The following is an 18,696-nucleotide window of genomic DNA, read 5'->3' as shown; positions in this document are numbered from 1 at the left end:
TAGAAAGAAAATTAAACGAAATTAAAAAACTAATATTTTAGCTAAGCCTAAAGTAAAAATATAAAACCTACTATATGAAAGATAACTACATTAAGTTTAACGCAAAAACCAGCGTAAATAATTTCCAAAAGCTATTTCTTATTTTAACCATTTTACTTTCTTTTAATTCCTACGCACAGTATTATTCCCAGCATTATGTCGCACCTGCCCCATGGAGGTATTTTAGCGATGCAAATGAATTAGTTGTGGCTACTGAATCTACAACTGCTGTTTCGGTTGTGGTAAAAAGAAGTGATGGCACCGTTATTACAACCTTATCGGTTGTTAAAGGAACGCCAGCAGTATATCGATTCGCGGGCTCACCAACAGCTTCTGGATTAGGATATTATGTTATTAATACAGTCGTCTCAGCTGCCGGTTTGAATATTACAGCGACCGCTCCGGTCTCGATCAATATTAGAAACGTTGCCTCAGATGCAACTGGAGGTGATGGTACTCATATTAAAGGAAACGCTTCGCTAACTAGTTTTGGTGATGCTGGAATAGGAGTTAGTTTTAGAGTTGGATATTATAGAAATGGTAACTTAGGTACTAGTTTAGCACCTACTTATAGCGTTATGGCTATAAACAATAATACTTCTGTGAGAATTAATGGTGTCACCACGACCACATTAAATGCTGGACAAAGTTATTTGTTTGAAAATATAATGGGAACGCTGGTGGAAACCTCCCAGCCTGCTGTAGTAAATACTTCTGCCAGAATAGATGCTCCTGAAGCCTGCGGAGATGGAACTTTAGATCAAGTTCCTCCAATTTCGGTATTAGGGAGAGAATATGTAATTTTTAGAGGATCGGGAAATAATACAGCGGAACAGACAACTATTATAGCTACTGAACCCAATACTGTTTTATCGATACAACAGTTTTCTCCAACAGGAGCTTTAACAACAACAATTCCAGTTACACTTGCTCTAGCAGGAAGTTTTCATACGTATCGCCATGGAACTGGAGTTTCTTTTTCATCTTCGAGAATAATAAGTGACAAAAACGTAGCTGTTTATTCAGGAACAGCACACGGTTGTGAAGTCGATGTCACAAGTATAGCACCAGTTTCAGCTTGTGGTGGCTCTAATTATGTAGAGACCTATAAATTTAGAAATTACACAGGAACAGATCTTCCGTATTTTGGGTATATACTAACTCAAAGCGCCACTGCTTTAGTAACTCTAAACGGCGCCAATATTGAAACTTCATCTGGAATAAGAACGCAATTAGGATCAACCGGCTGGTATTTAATAGATTTTACCAATGTTGAAATTGGAAGTCCTGCGAACATTTCAATTGAAAGTACATCGAAAATGACCGTTGGTATAGTACAGCAAGGAGGAGGTTTCTCGATGGCAGCTATATTTTCCAGTTATACGCGACTACCCGATCCTCCAACTGTCATCCCTATCTCTATTGGAGGGAGTTGTACTTCAACTGCAACATTAAGTACATCCCTAGGATTTGGTCCTTACCAATGGTTTTTCAATGGGGTCGCGATAAGCGGAGCAAATACAAATGAATATACAACTAACATAACTGGTAATTACTCGGTTTCTTCAACACTCTCTTGTGGCTCGTCTGTTCAATCTCTACCAATATCAGTAACAATTTGTGGAGATGTTTCAGTAAGTAAAACTGTTAATTTAGCTACTCCATGTACACAAACCAATGTTATTTTTACCATTACGGCATTGAATAACGGACCAAGTAACGCTACAGGAGTTTCAGTAGCTGATTTATTACCTAGCGGTTATACTTTTGTATCTTCGACTACAAGTTTAGGTACATACGTTAATACATCGGGAAATTGGGCGATCGGTGATTTAGTTAACGGACAAAACGCTGTTTTAACAATTACTGCTAGAGTAAATGCCACTGGTGTTTATCTAAACAATGCTATTATTAGTGCGTCCGCTGACTCTAATAGTAGCAATAATTCAGCCAGCGCTGCTACAACTCCTAACCCAACGCCTGCTGCGCCAACGGCAACCGCAACTTTACAGCCAACCTGTACTGTAGCAACAGGAACTATTACCGTTTCTGCCCCAACCGGAACAGGAATAACTTATAGTATCAATGGTACTAATTATACTAACACGACTGGAATATTTACAAACTTAGCTGCAGCTACTTACGCTGTAACTGTGAGATCTGCTGCAGGATGTACTTCATTGCCTACTAATGTAACTATTGACGCTCAACCAGCAACGCCTGCTGCGCCAACGGCAACTGCAACTTTACAGCCAACTTGTACTGTAGCAACAGGAACTATTACCATTTCTGCCCCAATGGGAAGTGGAATAACCTACAGTATCAATGGTACTGATTATACTAATACTACTGGAATATTTACAAACGTAACTGCAGCAACTTACGCTGTTACTGTGAGATCTGCTGCGGGATGTACCTCATTGCCAACTAGTGTCACTATTGACGCTCAACCAGCAACACCTGCTGCGCCAACGGCCACTGCAACTTTACAACCAACTTGTTCTGTAGCAACAGGAACTATTACCATTTCTGCCCCAATGGGAAGTGGAATAACCTACAGTATCAATGGTACTGATTATACTAACACGACTGGAATATTTACAAACGTAGCTGCAGCAACTTACGCTGTAACTGTGAGATCTGCTGCGGGATGTACCTCATTGCCAACTAGTGTCACTGTTGACGCTCAACCAGCAACGCCTGCTGCGCCAACGGCCACTGCAACTTTACAACCAACTTGTACTGTAGCAACAGGAACTATTACCGTTTCTGCGCCAATAGGGACAGGAATAACGTATAGTATCGATGGTACTAATTATACTAATACTACTGGAATATTTACAAACTTAGCTGCAGCTACTTACGCTGTAACTGTAAGATCTGCTGCGGGATGTACATCATTGCCAATTAATGTCACTATTGACGCTCAACCAGCAACGCCTGCTGCGCCAACGGCAACAAATCAAACGGTTTGTACTGATGGAACTACGACGCAAACATTAACTGCAACAGCAACTGGTGGAACTATCACTTGGTATTCTGCTGCAACTGGTGGAACTGTTGTGACTTTACCTACGCAAGTTGGTGTGGGTTCTGCGACTTATTATGCAGAATCTTCAAACGGAACTTGTTCTAGCTTAACAAGAACAGCGGTTATTTTAACGATAAATTCGGCTATTATTTTTACCGCGGTCGCTACTCAACCAAAATGCTTTGGCGAAAAAGGTTTTGTAACTTTAAGTACACCTACTGGTGGAACTGGAACTATTACTTTCAATTCGACACCAAGTACTAATTTAGAGGCTGGAACTTATTCATACACTGCAACCGATGCTGTTGGCTGCTTTACAACGATAACAAGAACTATAAATGCTGCTCCTACTCAAGTTGTATTAACCGCAACCGCAACTCCAATTTCTTGTTTTGGTGGTACAGCTACAGTAACTTTAAATACTACAGGTGGTTCAGGAACTTATACTTATGATGCTGCTAATCCTGCTCTTTCAGGTTTAACAGCTGGAACTTATATTTACAAGGTTAAAGATTTGAATGATTGTGAGGCAACTGTTTCAATTAGGATTACTCAGCCAATTGCTTTACCAAGTGCCTCAGCTGTTATTGTCAACAACAATAATTGTGTGGGATGCAGAAATGGTAGCATAACTCAAACCGTTTCTGGAGGAACAATGACTTATACGTACTTATGGTCAAATGGAGCTACATCAAAAGATCTTGCAAATTTAGTCGCAGGTACTTATAGTGTAGAAATAAAAGATATCAATGGGTGTACAGCAAATTATTCTTACAGATTAACTGAATCAGGCATAGCGCTTGTTAAAACAGGTACTTTTTCAGATACTAATAATGATGGATTTGCTCAGGTGGGTGAAAAAATTAATTATAGTTTTATAGTAACAAACACTGGAAACGTTTCTCTCTCAAATATCGTCGTGACTGATCCTATGATTGGACTAGTATTTACAAATAATAATATTGCTTCTCTTGCTGTGGGATCCTCTAGTACGGTCGCTGGAACTTATACTCTTACCCAAGCGGATGTAGATGGTGGCAAAGTAACTAATACCGCTTTAGCTTCTGGAAAAGATCTAAATGGAATTGATGTCAGTGATACTTCGGGTACAGCATTAAATAACAATACACCAACTGTCACGCTGCTAGTTCAACAAGGAAATATTTCAATTACTAAAGACGGAATTTATGTAGATAGTAACAATGACGGAACAACAAATATTGGAGATAAAATAACGTACAATTTTGTTGTAACTAATACGGGAAATGTAACTATAACAAATGTTATTGTTTCTGATCCATTACCCGGACTTGTGTTGACTGGATCTCCTATAACATTGAATAAAGGGGCTTCAAATGCAACACAATTTGCAGGTACCTATTCTTTAACTCAAGCTGATATAGACGCAGGTGTAGTTTACAATCTTGCAACCGTTACCGGCACATTACCATTTGGCGAAAGAGTCACAGCTACTTCAACTGACCCGACACCATGTACAACTTGTACTCCAAAACCTGACTGTAGAAATTGTACAATTACTATTCTTAATAAAAATCCTCGATTAGAAGTTATTAAAACTGCTCCTACTAGCGGCTATAGTTTAGTAGGAGATGTCCTGAACTACAATATTATTGTGAAAAATGTTGGTAATGTGACACTTTTTCAAATTGTAGTTACTGATCCTCTAACAGGACTAAACGCGATAATAGCAAGTTTAGCTCCAGGTGCATCTCAGGAGTACAATGAAGATTACATCGTAACAAAAATTGATTTGGAAACAAATACCGTTACAAATACTGCTTTTGCAACTGGAAGAACTATTGAAAATCTAGTAATAAGTGATTCAGATATTCTGGTAATTAACAAATCATTAGTTTTAGGCTGCGGTACAATATTAGTACACAACGCTTTTTCTCCAAATGGAGATGGAATAAATGACGTGTTTAGTGTCGAAAATATCAGCGATACTGATTGTTACCCAGAAAACAGCGTTGAGATATTTAATCGCTGGGGAGTTTTAGTATTTGAAACTAAAAACTATAATAATCAAAGTAATAATTTTGAAGGAATTTCTCGCGGTAGAACAACAATAACTCAGTCTTCAGGCTTGCCGGCAGGAACGTATTTCTATATCTTAAATTACACCTCTGTTGATGGTAATGGAGATATCCGAACTAATCAAAAAGATGGATATCTATACCTTACTAAGTAAAATTAGTTACTGTTAAATCCTGAAGTCTAGTTATTAGACTTCAGGACTAAACATCAGAAGCATTAAACCAAATCATTTTTCCAACTATCAGACTAATCTCTGTAAAAAAGAGGTTTATCTAAATAAAAATCTACTATGAGAACGAAAATATTTTTATTCATCTTGCTATCAACTGTTTTTGCCACTTATGCGCAGCAAGATGCTCAATTTACGCAATACATGTACAATACAATAAATATAAATCCAGCTTATGCTGGCTCTAGAGGGGCACTGAGTATTTTTGCGCTCCATAGAACACAATGGGTCGGACTAGATGGTGCTCCTGTAACAAATACAGCATCTATAAATACACCATTAAATGATAGTAATTTAGGTCTGGGAGTAACATTCATTAATGATAAGATAGGACCAACAAATGAAAATACAGTTTCTGCAGATCTGTCCTATTCCATACAAACATCACCAAATTATAAACTTTCAGTTGGTGTAAAGGGAACATTAAATATTTTTAATCTAGACATCACTAAATTAAATCCCGAAGTTTCATTCCCTTTAGATCCATCAATGCAAAACATTAATAATGTGGTAACCCCAAATATAGGATCAGGAATTTATTTACATTCTGACAAAGCATATTTTGGTCTGTCAGTTCCCAATTTTATTGAATCAACGCGTTATGATGACAATGAAGTGAAAATTTCTAAAGAAAAAATAAACTATTATTTTATTGCAGGATACGTCTTTGATTTAAATACCGAAATAAAGTTTAAACCAGCATTATTATCTAAACTTATTATTGGAACACCACTTCAAGTAGATGTATCCGGTAATTTTATGTTTAGTGAAAAATTAACAGTTGGATTAGCATACCGCTGGAGTGCAGCATTAAGTGCAATGATAGGTTTTCAAGTTTCTGACGGGATGTATATTGGATACGGCTACGATCGGGAAACAACAAAGTTGAGGAATTATAATTCTGGTTCTCATGAAATATTTTTGCGATATGAAATATTTAAAAATAATGACAAAATTATAACTCCAAGATTCTTTTAAAAAAAATTACTATGAAAAATAAGAAACTTTTTTGCTTAGCAATACTATTCGTCATTTCATTTAATGGGTACTCCCAAAAAGAAAAAGTTAAAAATGCAGATAAAAAATACGATTCATATGCTTACATAGACGCAATAAAAACCTATGAAAAGATTGCTGAGAAAGGATATAAATCGGCCGACTTGTTTAAAAAGTTAGGTAATTCGTATTTTTTTAATGCTGAATTAGAAAAAGCTTCTGAATGGTACAAAGAGTTGTTTGCGATGAAACTTGCCGATTTAGAGCCTGAGTATTATTACCGCTATTCGCAATCACTGCGATCTATTGGACGAAATGATCTCGCAAATGAAATTTTGGAGTCATTTAATCAAAAGTCAAGCACTGATAGCCGAGGCATATTGTTTATGAAGAATGTAAATTATCTAGACGATATTAAAGCTAATTCTGGGAGATTTAAAATTGAAGACGCTGGAATAAATTCTATCTATTCTGATTATGGAACGGCAATCTATTTAAATCAAATTGTATTTGCCTCTGCCAGAGATACGGGAAGTCTGGGGCAAAGAAAACATGAATGGACAAATCAATATTTTACAAATTTATACACAGCTAATTTAGACAAAGACGAGATGCTTGGGAAACCGCGCAAATTTGATACCAACATTAATTCAAGATTTAATGAATCTACTCCAATTTTTTCAAAAGATGGAAAAACAATGTATTTTACTAGAAACAATTTCCTTAATGGCAAAAAAGGAAAAAATGAGAACAAAATCACTTTGTTAAAAATATACAAAGCTACTTTAAAGGAAAATAAATGGTCCTCTATTACTGAGCTCCCATTTAACAGTAACAATTATAATGTTGCCCATCCTGCATTAAGCCAAGATGAAAAAACATTGTACTTTGCATCTGATATGCCAGGAACAGTAGGACAATCTGATTTATTCAAAGTAAAAATTAATGAAAATGGCACTTATGGCACTCCTGAAAATTTGGGTAAAAATATCAATACTGAAGGGAGAGAAACCTTCCCTTTTATAAGTTCGGATAACGAAATGTATTTCGCTTCAGATGGACATCCAGGATTAGGCGGTTTGGATATATTTACATCAACGATAAATCCTAATCTGTCTTTTGGTGAAGTACAAAATGTTGGATCGGATATCAATTCTCGCCAAGATGATTTTGGCTATTTAATCGATGCAAAATCAAGAAAAGGTTTTTTTACATCTAATAGAGATGGTGGAAAGGGCTATGATGATATTTACAAATTCTTAGAAAATAAAAGAATAGGCTGTGACCAAGAGCTGTATGGCGAAATTACAGACATAGATACGAAAGATATTCTTCCTGATACTAAAATATTACTGTTTGATAACCTATATAATAATATTAGAAGCACTGTTTCAGATATTAATGGTAACTACACTTTTACAGTTAAATGTGGAAAAACATATTACATTCGGGCTCAAAAACCAGAATATACAACTAAAGAACAAAAGATTACTATTGCTGCTGTAAATGACAAAACGTATTTGCCAATATCATTAGAAAATATCAAGTGCAAAGTAACTATAGGTGATGATTTGGGGAAATGTTTTAATATTAAAATGATTTATTTCGATTTAGACAAATCAAATATAAGGATTGAAGCAGCGCTTGACTTAGAGAAAATTTTAGACGTATTAACTCAAAATCCAACAATGAAATTAGATATTAGATCCCATACTGACAGCAGACAAACGTTCAAATACAACGAAGTATTATCTACAAAAAGAGCAAAATCTACTGTTAACTGGCTAATGAAAAATGGAATCAAAGCAGATAGGCTTACCGCGAAAGGTTATGGCGAAACTCAACTGGTTAACAAGTGTGCTGATAATGTTATTTGCACCGAAGAAGAACATCAATTAAATAGACGAAGTGAATTTATCATTACTGCATTATAAGTAGTGCCAAGCAATAAAAATAGAACAATAAAAATGTTAAACTTAGTTTTGAAATAAAAATCCAAATTTAGTTTACATTTTGGATTATTAACAAAACTTCTTAATAATTCTATTATAGAATTGATGAAATCTATTTATTATCTTTTGTATAAAATAAAAAGGCTATCTTTTGGGGGGAAGATAGCCTCTTTATAAAAAAAACTAACTTAAATCTTTGCGAAAATATTAGTAAAATACTTTCTTCCATTTACAGGATTTTCTTTTATTGCAAGTCCAAAATGAGTAAAATTTCCTTCAATATTGTTTTTGTGGCTTGGACTAGCTAACCAGGCAGTTAGTACAGACTGAGAGGTATTAAAGTTATAAGCAATGTTTTCACTCACCGTCTTTGCGCCTAAAATATTCATAATATTTTCAGATCGAGCAACAAAATCATTATGGTTCACTACATTATTTGCAATCATGTAGTTATTGTGTTCTTCAGATTTTACAGATATATAATTTATTTTCTCTAAACGGTTACGTCCGATGCTTACCCGATATGTATTTATTTTTTCCATTGTTTCTAATTCCAACGCATTGTACGTGTAACTAATTACTTTTTCGTTGACAACATTATCAACTTTGGCAGTTTCATCAGCATCAGTAGAACATGAATTCATCGAATAAACAATCATAAACAGCAGGACTAAACGTTGAGATATTAGTTTCATATTTTTGGCAGTTTAAATTTAAAGTAGAATGTGGGGCAAGCAACTTTATTTTTATTGTTTTTATTTCTTAATCAAACGTACCGTTTAATCGATGAAATACCAAAAATAATCGACTAAATACATAAAAAAAGTATTTAAAGAATATTAATCTTACATTAAGGAGAGAGTCGATCTATTTCCCATGTAAAATCAGATTTACTTTTATATCGAATTCGATCATGCAATCTATTTGGCCGGCCTTGCCAAAATTCAACTTCTAGCGGAGTAACCAAAAATCCACCCCAATTATCGGGTCTAAGCATTACTTTTCCGTCAAAGTCATTTTCGAGTACTTTTAATTTTTTTTCCAAAAAATCACGAGAAGGAATCACTTCACTTTGTTCAGAAACAATTGCGCCCATTTTACTCCCGTCTGGTCTACTTTCAAAATAAACATCTGAACTATTAGGATCTATTTTTTTTGCAATTCCTTTGATGATCACTTGACGTTCCATAGATTGCCAAAAGAAAGACAGGCAAACATGTGGATTTTCTGCAATAGCTTTTCCCTTCTCAGAATTATAATTGGTATAAAAAATAAAACCTTCCTCTGTAAACTTTTTTAGCAATACCACTCTTGCTTTTGGAAAACCATCTAAACCAATTGTCGCTAATGACATAGCATTTACTTCACTATCACTGCCAAATTCTTCCGCTTCGTGAAACCAACGGTTAAATAAATTAATCGGATCCTCAGTAATATTGGATTCTAATAATTCACTTTTCTCGTATGATTTCCTATAATTACTTAAGTCGTTCATGTTTGTATCTTAAAATTAATATTTAATTAGAACCTATAAAAAATTGTAATGACAATTTTATTAGTTTGCTTTTTCAAAAATCAAAGCTTTTTCCATCATCAGCCAAAAGTACGTTCTCAAAAATAGTTTCAGCTTCCTCTCTAAATCGTTCTATACTTTCGTATCGCGTAGAATAATGTCCTAAAAGTAATTGCTTCACACAAGCTTTTGAAGCAATAGTTGCTGCCTCAGTTGCAGTAGAATGTAATGTTTTTTTAGCTAAAGCCTCCTCAGATTTTAAGAAAGTAGATTCATGATAAAGCACATCGACATTTTTTATAATAGGTAGAATTGATTCTTCGTACACAGTATCTGAACAAAATGCATAGCTTTTTGCAGGAATTGGATCAAATGTCAATTTATAGTTATCTATTACTGTTCCGTCATCAAGTGTGATGTCTTTACCATTTTTAATTATTTGATAATAACAAGTTTCGATACCATAATTTTGCACAGCATCTAAATCCAGTTTACGCTCTCCGACTTTTTCTTGGAATAAAAAACCATTTGTGTAAACTCTATGTTTTAATGGTATGGTTTTCACTAAAACCTTATCATCCTCATAAATAGTCTCACTCGCAATCGATTCTAACTCATGAAAAAATAAACCATAATTAGTCCAAGAATTAGACAATCGCAATTGTAATGTGATGATTTCCTTAATTCCTTTTGGTCCATAAATATGTAAATCGGTAGTTCTACCCAACAAAGCAAATGTGGAAACAACGCCAACTAATCCAAAAAAATGATCCCCATGCAAGTGCGAAATAAATATGTGATTAATCTTCGAGAACTTAATTTTATTTTTACGAAGTTGCACTTGAGTGCCTTCACCACAATCAATTAAAAAAAGACGGTTTTTAATTTCTAAGACTTGTGAAGTGGGATTGGTAAACGTTCTAGGTGTAGCTGCATAGCAACCAAGTATAGTTAATTTCACTATTTTATTTATTCATTTATTGCAACAAAAAAAATATTATTATCAAAAAAATAAATTAAAATCCTAAATCTCTCTCTATTTCCTCTAGTTCAATTATATCTCGCGCTTCTAATAACGATGGCACAACCGATATGGCATTAGGCACAGCATTATAATCAACAGCCGAGGCTACAACAACAAAAGATTTCTTAGCATTTTTGTGCAGTTTTGCCAACGGCATAAACAATTTTATTTCAGAGATAGATAGTTCCTGATATTGAAGTAAATCTATTATCATGTTATGTTTTTCAAAGGTTTTGTACTGATGAGTAACCTTCATTAAAAAGGAAGTGAAATCACCTTGGGTGTCTTTGATCGTTACGGTATGCGATTTTTGTTCTACTTTCATTTTATAATATTTAAAGTCTATAGATAAACACACAATTTTCTCGAAACGCTAAGTTACAAAGTTATACCGTAAATTATTTAATTTTTGACGCTAAAAGATAGATAACGGCCATCCTTATTGCAACACCATTTTCAACTTGATTTAAAATCACAGATTGATTTGAATCGGCAACTTCGCTAGTAATCTCTACACCGCGATTAATGGGTCCGGGGTGCATAATTATAATTTCCTTATTGAGTGAATCTAATAGCGATTTATCAACGCCATACTGCTGCGAATATTCTCGCGTTGATGGAAAAAAATTCACATCCATTCGTTCATTTTGCACACGGAGCATATTTGCAACGTCGCACCATTCTAACGCTTTTCTTAAATTAGATTCTACTGTTACGCCAAGTGACTCAATATGCCTAGGGATTAGCGTTTTTGGCCCGCAAACTTTGACCTCAGCTCCTTGCATCCTAAGCGCATAAATATTAGACAAAGCTACTCTTGAATGTAGGACGTCGCCCACTATTACGACTTTTTTTCCCACAACTTCACCTAATTTTTCTCTAATAGAATAGCTATCTAACAATGCCTGTGTGGGATGCTCGTGAGCTCCATCACCAGCATTGATTATACTTGCTTGGACATTTCGCGACAAAAAATAAGCCGCTCCAGGATTTGCATGTCGCATTACAACCATGTCCACCTTCATAGATAAAATATTATTTACGGTATCGATGAGCGTCTCGCCTTTTTTTACCGAGGATTGTGCTGCCGAAAAACTAATCACATCTGCTGATAATCTTTTTTGAGCTAATTCAAAAGATAGCTTTGTTCTAGTACTATTTTCAAAAAATATATTGGCAATAGTTATATCTCGTAAAGAAGGGACTTTTTTTATCGGTCTGTTTATCACTTCTTTAAAATGATCGGCTGTTTCAAAAATTAGGTCTATATCATTATTGCTAAGGTATTTTATTCCTAATAAATGATCTACGCTTAATTCTTTCATTTTTTTTACGATTTTTAATTTTTAATGGTGAATCCTATCTTTAGCCTAACTTGTAACTAAATAAACGCCATCATCTCCGTCATTTTCCTTCCAATTGACTCTTACCTTTTCACCATTAATTGCATCTACTTGTCGACCTCGATAATCCGGTTGAATGGGTAAGTTCCGGCTGAAACGTCTATCAATTAAAACTAGTAATTCAATTTCTGCGGGTCTTCCAAAAGATTGTATTGCGGTAAGTGCTGATCTTATACTTCTACCAGTGAATAGTACATCATCTATAAAAATGACTTTTTTATTCTCGACTATAAAATTAATATTTGTTTTATTAGCTTCTAATGGCTTATCGGTCCTTCTAAAATCATCTCTAAAAAAAGTGATGTCAAGATAACCTAGTTGTATTTCGGGAGTATGGTATTCCTTTTCTAATATTTCTTTTAATCTTTCAGCAAGAAAAACGCCTCTTGGCTGAATTCCAATTAATATAGTGTTCGAAAAATCAAAATGTTTCTCAATCAATTGACAAGCCAAACGATTTAAAATGATAGTAACTTCTTTAGCAGTGAGTAATACTTTTTGACTCATAATTGTTCGCTTATAATGGTTTGGCAAATATACTAATTCCAATTAATGATTTTATAATAATCAATAGAGAAAAAGTAAGATCATCTTCTATTCTTAAGATCCAGAATAATGACTCAATAATTAGATTAAAACAAAATTTCGTAATTTAAACGCTTAATTCTATAACATTTCATTACTGATAATGGCTTAATTTTGAAATCTCACATTAATGTCATAATCATGCAAAAACAAATTACGCGAATTTTAGTTCTCTTTGTAGTAATATTTTCATTCTCAAGTTGCTCTGTTATAGAAGGTATATTTAAAGCTGGAGTAGGTGTTGGAATTTTTTTAGTTGTCGCTGTCATCGCGATTCTAATTTTTATTATTAGCAAGCTTTTTGGCCGAAAGTAACTAAATTGGTATCAAGTAAAATTCGATTTTAGTAATAAAGAGCATGTTAAAATGCTCTTTATTACTAGAATTAAGTATTTTTTTAATTTACTAAAAATAAAGCATTGCTAAACAACAAATTACCATTTTCCCAAAATCCTCTAAACAACGGATTATCAACCATATAAATAACACAGCCGTTTCCTTTGTAATCAACAGCGAAACTAACTGTATTATTTAATTTCTTTTTGATTTCGCTCCCAATAAAACCATAGCTCTTATAATCTTTAGAAATGAAAGCAACGTTAATCGCCTTCTTTAAAAGTGCAAAATAGTTGTCATTTGTCTTTAAACTATAATATTTATCTCCTAAACCAAATGATAAGGGATGCGTTGTGTTCAATTGGTTTTCTATTATTGCCCCAGGAATTGACTTTGAGATTTCTCTACGCTCCGTTTGCTGGAAATCTAAAATTCGCTCTTTTAATTCCTGCTCATCGTCTTCTTTTTCAGATTTTATTTTATCATCATCAGTTGCAAAAGGACTTAATGCATATCCTTCTTTGCCATCAAAAAGTGAAAGAGCACCATTCATTGCAACAACTTTCCCGCCATTCTTAATCCACTCTCCTATCTTGTTTTGTTGCTCTTCTGAAAAATCATAATCTCCATCAGCTAAAATTAATGTGTTATAATTAAAAAGATTTACTCGTTTTATATTATTCATTTCCACTACGCTTACAGGATAATCAACTGTTTCCTGAAGGTAAAACCATGCCGCACCAAATTCGGTTGAACTGATTCCTTTTCCTGATAATAGCAAAATCTTTGGTGCTTTTAACAAAATGAAATTTTCTCCGCCTATATCACGTGCATTTGATGAAAAACCACTCTTTATGTAATTATAATCAGATTTAGCTTTGACAAGTTCTGAGATTTTATTTTCAAAATCTACTATTTTAGGATTATCTGCTTTAGTAACTAACAAGCCGCCAGGTTCTATAATTATTTCGCCAAAAACAGCTTGCTTTACAGCGGATCGCACTTTGATATTATTTTGATGTAGCAAAGATAAAACCTGAGCAGAAATTCTATTATTCCACGGAATATGAAATGCATATACTGTTTGTGGAATAACTTTTTCTTTAATTTCAATTGCTGCTTTTGTTTTAAAAGCTAGACTATTTTTTAAGGCGTAACCTTCAACACCATACGCTAGAGGTAATGCCCAAGCAGTAATGTCATAGGATAAACTGTCGTTTAATTTTTGATTTGGTTCAAAAAGTACTTGTGTAAGTACAGCTTTCGGTTGATCTATTTTTACGATTAAATCATTTGGTTCTATTGTAAAACCTTTCTCTGTTTTACTGCTGTAATTAAATCCAGATGCTTTTAAATTGGCATCTGCATAACTAAATTCTATATTATTTTTTTTTAACAATTCTGCCATTTGAACTAACTTAGGATTGTTTTTCATGACATACATTTTATAATCTCCTTTTCCAGTTTTTCGAGAATTATTCATAAATCCTCTAAACCCTTTAAGTAAAACATCTGCTTGAGCTGAAGCCGATTCTACGACAGTCAAAACTGCTGTTGCATGATGCGTAAATCGATCTTTTATTGTCAGCGTACTCCCGTTACCTAGCAAAACTTCCCTACCTGCGCCTATTCCACCTTGCTCTAAAGTCATTCCTACAGCACCATTGTAAGCAGGATAAGTGTCGCCATAACTTGGATAAAACAAATCAAAACGCTCGCTAGTATTATAAAGCCAATTTTGAGAATCAAATTTTTTAGAGATATTTTCACCTAGAACGGCATGAAAGTCTCGTTGGTATTTCTCAATGTATTCGTGAATGGGCTCTGCAGATGGTGGAAAAAAATAAGGCGAATCAAATCCTTGCTCGTGAACATCAGTGTGAACTTGTGGCATCCATTGATTATACAAAGCCATACGCTGCTTGCTTTCAGGTTGAGTTTGCCAAGCCCAATCTCTATTTAAATCAAATAGATAATGGTTATACCTACCGCCTGGCCACTCCTCCATGTGCTCACGATCAGATAATTCTGGGTGATTTTTTTTACCAGATATTTCTCTTAACCAGTTTCCATATCTTGAATATCCATCGGGATTAATACATGGATCTAGAATTACAATGGTGTTCTCTAACCATTTTTTAGTTTCGCTATTTGACGGATTTATTAATTCATAAGCCACAGTCATAGCACTTTCAGTGCCTGAAAATTCATTCCCGTGCACATTAAAACTTAACCATACAATTAACTTATCACCGATCATTTGGTTTTTAGTATTCGATAAACCAATTGCTGCTAAATTATTATTTCGAATTTGTTCAAGATTAGCCAAATTTTCGGGGCTAGATATAAAAAATACATTTAAATCTCTATGCTCTGGAGTTGCACCATATTTCTGTTGTTTGATAAAAGTAGATTTGTCAGTGAGGTGTTTAAAATAATTTTCAACCTGATGATAATGTGATATTTGTTTGCCATAAGTGGGTAAGAATTCTGTTGGACTTTGGACTTGTGCAACAGCGTCATAGAAGAAGGTAAGAATTATACAGAAAGCGAAAATGGTTTTTTTCATAGTTATCAAGGTTTAGTAGATTTCAAAAATAACGTATTAAGAAATAGTGCACAAGACAAATTAATGAATTAATGAAGATAAAAAATATGTGACCTTTATTAAATTATATTGATTGGATAATTACATAATTATTTAAAATATTCAATTATGATTACTAATTAAATAATAAAATTTATTCATCACTGCTAATAATTGCAACATTCTACTATATTTGCGGATACAAAATGGAAATTAAAGATGGAAGAATGTATCTCAGTTTTTGATATGCTGAAAATTGGCGTAGGACCTTCAAGTTCGCATACACTTGGACCTTGGCGCGCAGCCGAAAGATTTTTAAGCGAATTGAGGACCGAGAATTTACTGCAGCAAATAGATAAAGTTTCTGTTGATCTCTACGGTTCTCTTTCTTTAACCGGTAAGGGACACGCTACAGATTTAGCAGTTATGCTCGGCTTAAGCGGACAAGATCCAGAGTATATTCCCATCGAAAATATCGATGTCATTATTAAATCGATTCAGTCTAAAAGCGAAATCAAATTAGGAAACGAAATAACTATTTCTTTTGATTTTGCAAAAGATATTATTTTTAATAAAAATTTTCTCGATTATCATGCTAATGCACTCACTTTTACAGCTCAGATGAACGATAAAAGTATCTACAAATCAACCTTTTATTCTATCGGCGGTGGGTTTGTAGTAAAAGAGGAACGCATTAATGCTAAAGCGAAAACTCAGATAAAATGCGCTTTTCCTTACCCTATTGACAAAGCATCGGAGTTATTAGATTATTGCAAAAAAGAAAGTAAATCGATTTCTGAAATTGTATACGAAAATGAAAAATCCATGCGCGGCGAGACCGCTATCAGTTTTGAATTGATACGAATTTGGAGTACGATGTTAGAATGCATGTATATAGGTTGCCATTCTGAGGGAATTCTTCCTGGAGGGCTTAATGTGCGTCGCCGAGCATTTGACATGCACCAAAACTTGATTGGATTAGCTAATTATAATTCGCCACAAACATGGCTGGAGGAAATTAGAAAAACAGAGGTTAAATTTCGCCAAATTCTAAAATGGGTCTCCTGTTTTGCCCTTGCGGTAAATGAAGTAAACGCTGCTTTAGGTCGGGTGGTTACTGCTCCTACAAATGGAAGTGCTGGAGTAATTCCGGCAGTTTTAATGTATTACTTAGTCATTGAGAATCATGCTGCTGGAGAAAAAGAAATAAAACAATTTTTACTGGTTGCGGGTGAAATAGGAAGCATCTTCAAAAAAGGTTCTACAATTTCGGCTGCTATGGGAGGCTGTCAAGCAGAAATAGGTGTTTCATCATCGATGGCGGCGGCAGCTTTGTGCGAATTAATGGGCGGAACTCCAGAACAAGTTTTAATGGCTGCAGAAATTGCCATGGAGCATCATTTAGGATTGACTTGCGATCCTATTGGCGGTTTAGTGCAAATTCCTTGCATAGAACGCAACACTATGGGCGCTATAAAAGCAATAAACGCTGCTGAATTAGCACTTGAGACCGATCCAAAAAACGCAAAAGTTCCGCTTGACAAAGTAATCGATACAATGTGGCAAACGGCAAAAGATATGAATAATAAATACAAAGAAACTTCGGAAGGAGGACTCGCAATTGCCGTTAATATGGCTGATTGTTAACGATGATTTTTTTTTGTAAAAAATTTATGATTGTATCTTGTTCGATAAATTAGATCCATAAAATTATTAATCGAGTACAAAAACAAATCAAGTTCTTTAAAGTACAATTAAATCGATTGAGAATATAATTTTACTCGAGCTACGCTTTGCGGCTCCACAAAAAAGCAATAAATTAGCCCCATTAATTTTATAACAAATCATAATGAAAAATACTGCGCTAACGCACTTACACGAAAGTTTAGGAGCTAAAATGCTTCCTTTTGCTGGATACAATATGCCTATTTTATATGAAGGCGTGAACGCTGAACACGAAACTGTGCGCAATGCAGTAGGTGTTTTTGACGTTTCTCACATGGGAGAATTCTTTTTGACAGGTCCAAATGCTTTAAATTTAATTCAAAAAGTTTGTTCGAATGATGCTTCTACTTTGACAGTAGGTAAAGCGCAATACTCGTGTTTACCAAATAATAATGGCGGAATTGTAGATGATTTGATTATCTATAAAATAAAGGAAGAGCAGTATTTATTAGTCGTTAACGCTTCTAATATTGAAAAAGATTGGAACTGGATTTCGTCACACAATGATTTGGAAGTAGAAATGAAAAATCTTTCAGATGATTATTCCTTACTGGCAATTCAAGGACCAAAAGCCGTTGAAGCAATGCAGTCACTAACTTCTATTGATCTAGCAAGCATTCCTTACTATCATTTTGAGGTTGCGGATTTTGCTGGTTTTGAACACGTAATTATTTCCGCAACTGGTTATACTGGTTCTGGCGGATTTGAGATTTACTGCAAAAATGATCAAGTAGAACACATCTGGAATAGTGTTTTTGAAGCTGGAGCTACTTTCGGAATTAAGCCAATAGGTCTTGCAGCTCGAGACACGTTGCGTCTGGAAATGGGTTTTTGTTTATATGGAAATGATATTAATGATACTACTTCACCGCTCGAAGCCGGATTAGGTTGGATTACAAAATTTAATAAAGAATTTACGAATTCTGAGAATTTAAAAAATCAAAAAGAGGTTGGCGTTACTAAAAAATTAGTTGCATTTGAAATGCAAGAGCGTGCAGTACCGAGACATGATTATGAAATTGTTGATAAAACGGGAGCTGTAATTGGAATTGTAACTTCTGGAACAATGTCTCCTTCTATGAATAAAGGAATTGGATTAGGTTATGTAACAGTAGCCAATAGCGCCGTAGAAAGTGATATTTTTATTAGAATAAGAAAAAATGACGTTCCCGCAAAAGTGGTTAAATTACCGTTTTACAAGAAATAAAATGATTTTAA

Annotated in this window: 12 protein-coding genes; 5 read left to right on the top strand and 7 right to left on the bottom strand. The window is 34.4% G+C overall.

Features of this window, described 5'->3' with window-relative positions; translation table 11 throughout:
* The first annotated feature begins 74 nt into the window (after positions 1-74).
* The 3 genes from BUB42_RS03945 to BUB42_RS03935 all read left to right on the top strand — a co-directional run bounded on the left by BUB42_RS03945 (position 75) and on the right by BUB42_RS03935 (position 8,287).
* Entirely contained in the window at positions 75-5,282 is a 5,208-nt protein-coding gene (locus BUB42_RS03945) for a DUF7507 domain-containing protein (RefSeq protein WP_073017432.1), read from the top strand.
* A gap of 135 nt (positions 5,283-5,417) precedes the next feature.
* Positions 5,418-6,335, top strand: a complete 918-nt coding sequence (locus BUB42_RS03940) for a PorP/SprF family type IX secretion system membrane protein (protein WP_073017430.1) — start codon at positions 5,418-5,420, stop codon at positions 6,333-6,335.
* Positions 6,336-6,346: 11 nt separating this feature from the next.
* On the top strand, positions 6,347-8,287 hold the full coding sequence (locus BUB42_RS03935) for an OmpA family protein (protein WP_073017428.1): 1,941 nt from the start codon (positions 6,347-6,349) through the stop codon (positions 8,285-8,287).
* 206 nt (positions 8,288-8,493) lie between these two features.
* On the opposite strand, the gene BUB42_RS03930 is transcribed toward BUB42_RS03935, so the two are convergent.
* From BUB42_RS03930 to BUB42_RS03900, 7 genes are all read right to left on the bottom strand, one after another.
* Entirely contained in the window at positions 8,494-9,000 is a 507-nt protein-coding gene (locus BUB42_RS03930; protein ID WP_073017426.1) for a CAP domain-containing protein, read from the bottom strand.
* 155 nt (positions 9,001-9,155) lie between these two features.
* Positions 9,156-9,800, bottom strand: coding sequence for a pyridoxamine 5'-phosphate oxidase (gene pdxH, locus BUB42_RS03925; RefSeq protein ID WP_073017424.1), 645 nt, complete (start codon positions 9,798-9,800; stop codon positions 9,156-9,158).
* Between the two features lie 73 nt (positions 9,801-9,873).
* Positions 9,874-10,779, bottom strand: a complete 906-nt coding sequence (locus BUB42_RS03920) for a ribonuclease Z (RefSeq protein ID WP_073017423.1) — start codon at positions 10,777-10,779, stop codon at positions 9,874-9,876.
* A gap of 55 nt (positions 10,780-10,834) precedes the next feature.
* Complete coding sequence (locus BUB42_RS03915) at positions 10,835-11,167, bottom strand: ribonuclease Z (RefSeq protein ID WP_073017421.1); 333 nt, start codon at positions 11,165-11,167, stop codon at positions 10,835-10,837.
* A 73-nt stretch (positions 11,168-11,240) separates the two neighbouring features.
* Entirely contained in the window at positions 11,241-12,167 is a 927-nt protein-coding gene (locus tag BUB42_RS03910) for an aspartate carbamoyltransferase catalytic subunit (protein ID WP_073017419.1), read from the bottom strand.
* A gap of 45 nt (positions 12,168-12,212) precedes the next feature.
* Positions 12,213-12,752: a bifunctional pyr operon transcriptional regulator/uracil phosphoribosyltransferase PyrR gene (gene pyrR, locus BUB42_RS03905; RefSeq protein ID WP_073017418.1), complete on the bottom strand. Its 540-nt coding sequence runs from the start codon at positions 12,750-12,752 to the stop codon at positions 12,213-12,215.
* A 475-nt stretch (positions 12,753-13,227) separates the two neighbouring features.
* Positions 13,228-15,735: a M14 family zinc carboxypeptidase gene (locus BUB42_RS03900; RefSeq protein ID WP_073017416.1), complete on the bottom strand. Its 2,508-nt coding sequence runs from the start codon at positions 15,733-15,735 to the stop codon at positions 13,228-13,230.
* Positions 15,736-15,972: 237 nt separating this feature from the next.
* Here BUB42_RS03900 and BUB42_RS03895 point away from each other — a divergent pair, with 237 nt between their 5' ends.
* Complete coding sequence (locus BUB42_RS03895) at positions 15,973-17,400, top strand: L-serine ammonia-lyase (RefSeq protein WP_073017414.1); 1,428 nt, start codon at positions 15,973-15,975, stop codon at positions 17,398-17,400.
* Between the two features lie 202 nt (positions 17,401-17,602).
* On the top strand, positions 17,603-18,685 hold the full coding sequence (gcvT, locus tag BUB42_RS03890) for a glycine cleavage system aminomethyltransferase GcvT (protein WP_073017412.1): 1,083 nt from the start codon (positions 17,603-17,605) through the stop codon (positions 18,683-18,685).
* Positions 18,686-18,696: the final 11 nt, after the last annotated feature.

The sequence above is a fragment of the Flavobacterium micromati genome, assembly GCF_900129585.1.
Classification (GTDB): Bacteria; Bacteroidota; Bacteroidia; order Flavobacteriales; family Flavobacteriaceae; genus Flavobacterium; species Flavobacterium micromati.
The sequence above is the reverse complement of the archived record's forward strand: the minus strand, read 5'-3'. Positions and strand labels throughout refer to the sequence as shown.

Excerpts from the sequence above, each read along its gene's own strand:
- BUB42_RS03915 (WP_073017421.1), bottom strand. The coding sequence starts at position 11,167 with ATGAAAGTAGAACAAAAATCGCATACCGTAACGATCAAAGACACCCAA.
- BUB42_RS03935 (WP_073017428.1), top strand. The coding sequence starts at position 6,347 with ATGAAAAATAAGAAACTTTTTTGCTTAGCAATACTATTCGTCATTTCA.
- BUB42_RS03940 (WP_073017430.1), top strand. The coding sequence starts at position 5,418 with ATGAGAACGAAAATATTTTTATTCATCTTGCTATCAACTGTTTTTGCC.
- BUB42_RS03910 (WP_073017419.1), bottom strand. The coding sequence starts at position 12,167 with ATGAAAGAATTAAGCGTAGATCATTTATTAGGAATAAAATACCTTAGC.
- BUB42_RS03900 (WP_073017416.1), bottom strand. The coding sequence starts at position 15,735 with ATGAAAAAAACCATTTTCGCTTTCTGTATAATTCTTACCTTCTTCTAT.
- pyrR (WP_073017418.1), bottom strand. The coding sequence starts at position 12,752 with ATGAGTCAAAAAGTATTACTCACTGCTAAAGAAGTTACTATCATTTTA.
- BUB42_RS03945 (WP_073017432.1), top strand. The coding sequence starts at position 75 with ATGAAAGATAACTACATTAAGTTTAACGCAAAAACCAGCGTAAATAAT.
- BUB42_RS03930 (WP_073017426.1), bottom strand. The coding sequence starts at position 9,000 with ATGAAACTAATATCTCAACGTTTAGTCCTGCTGTTTATGATTGTTTAT.
- gcvT (WP_073017412.1), top strand. The coding sequence starts at position 17,603 with ATGAAAAATACTGCGCTAACGCACTTACACGAAAGTTTAGGAGCTAAA.
- BUB42_RS03895 (WP_073017414.1), top strand. The coding sequence starts at position 15,973 with ATGGAAGAATGTATCTCAGTTTTTGATATGCTGAAAATTGGCGTAGGA.
- pdxH (WP_073017424.1), bottom strand. The coding sequence starts at position 9,800 with ATGAACGACTTAAGTAATTATAGGAAATCATACGAGAAAAGTGAATTA.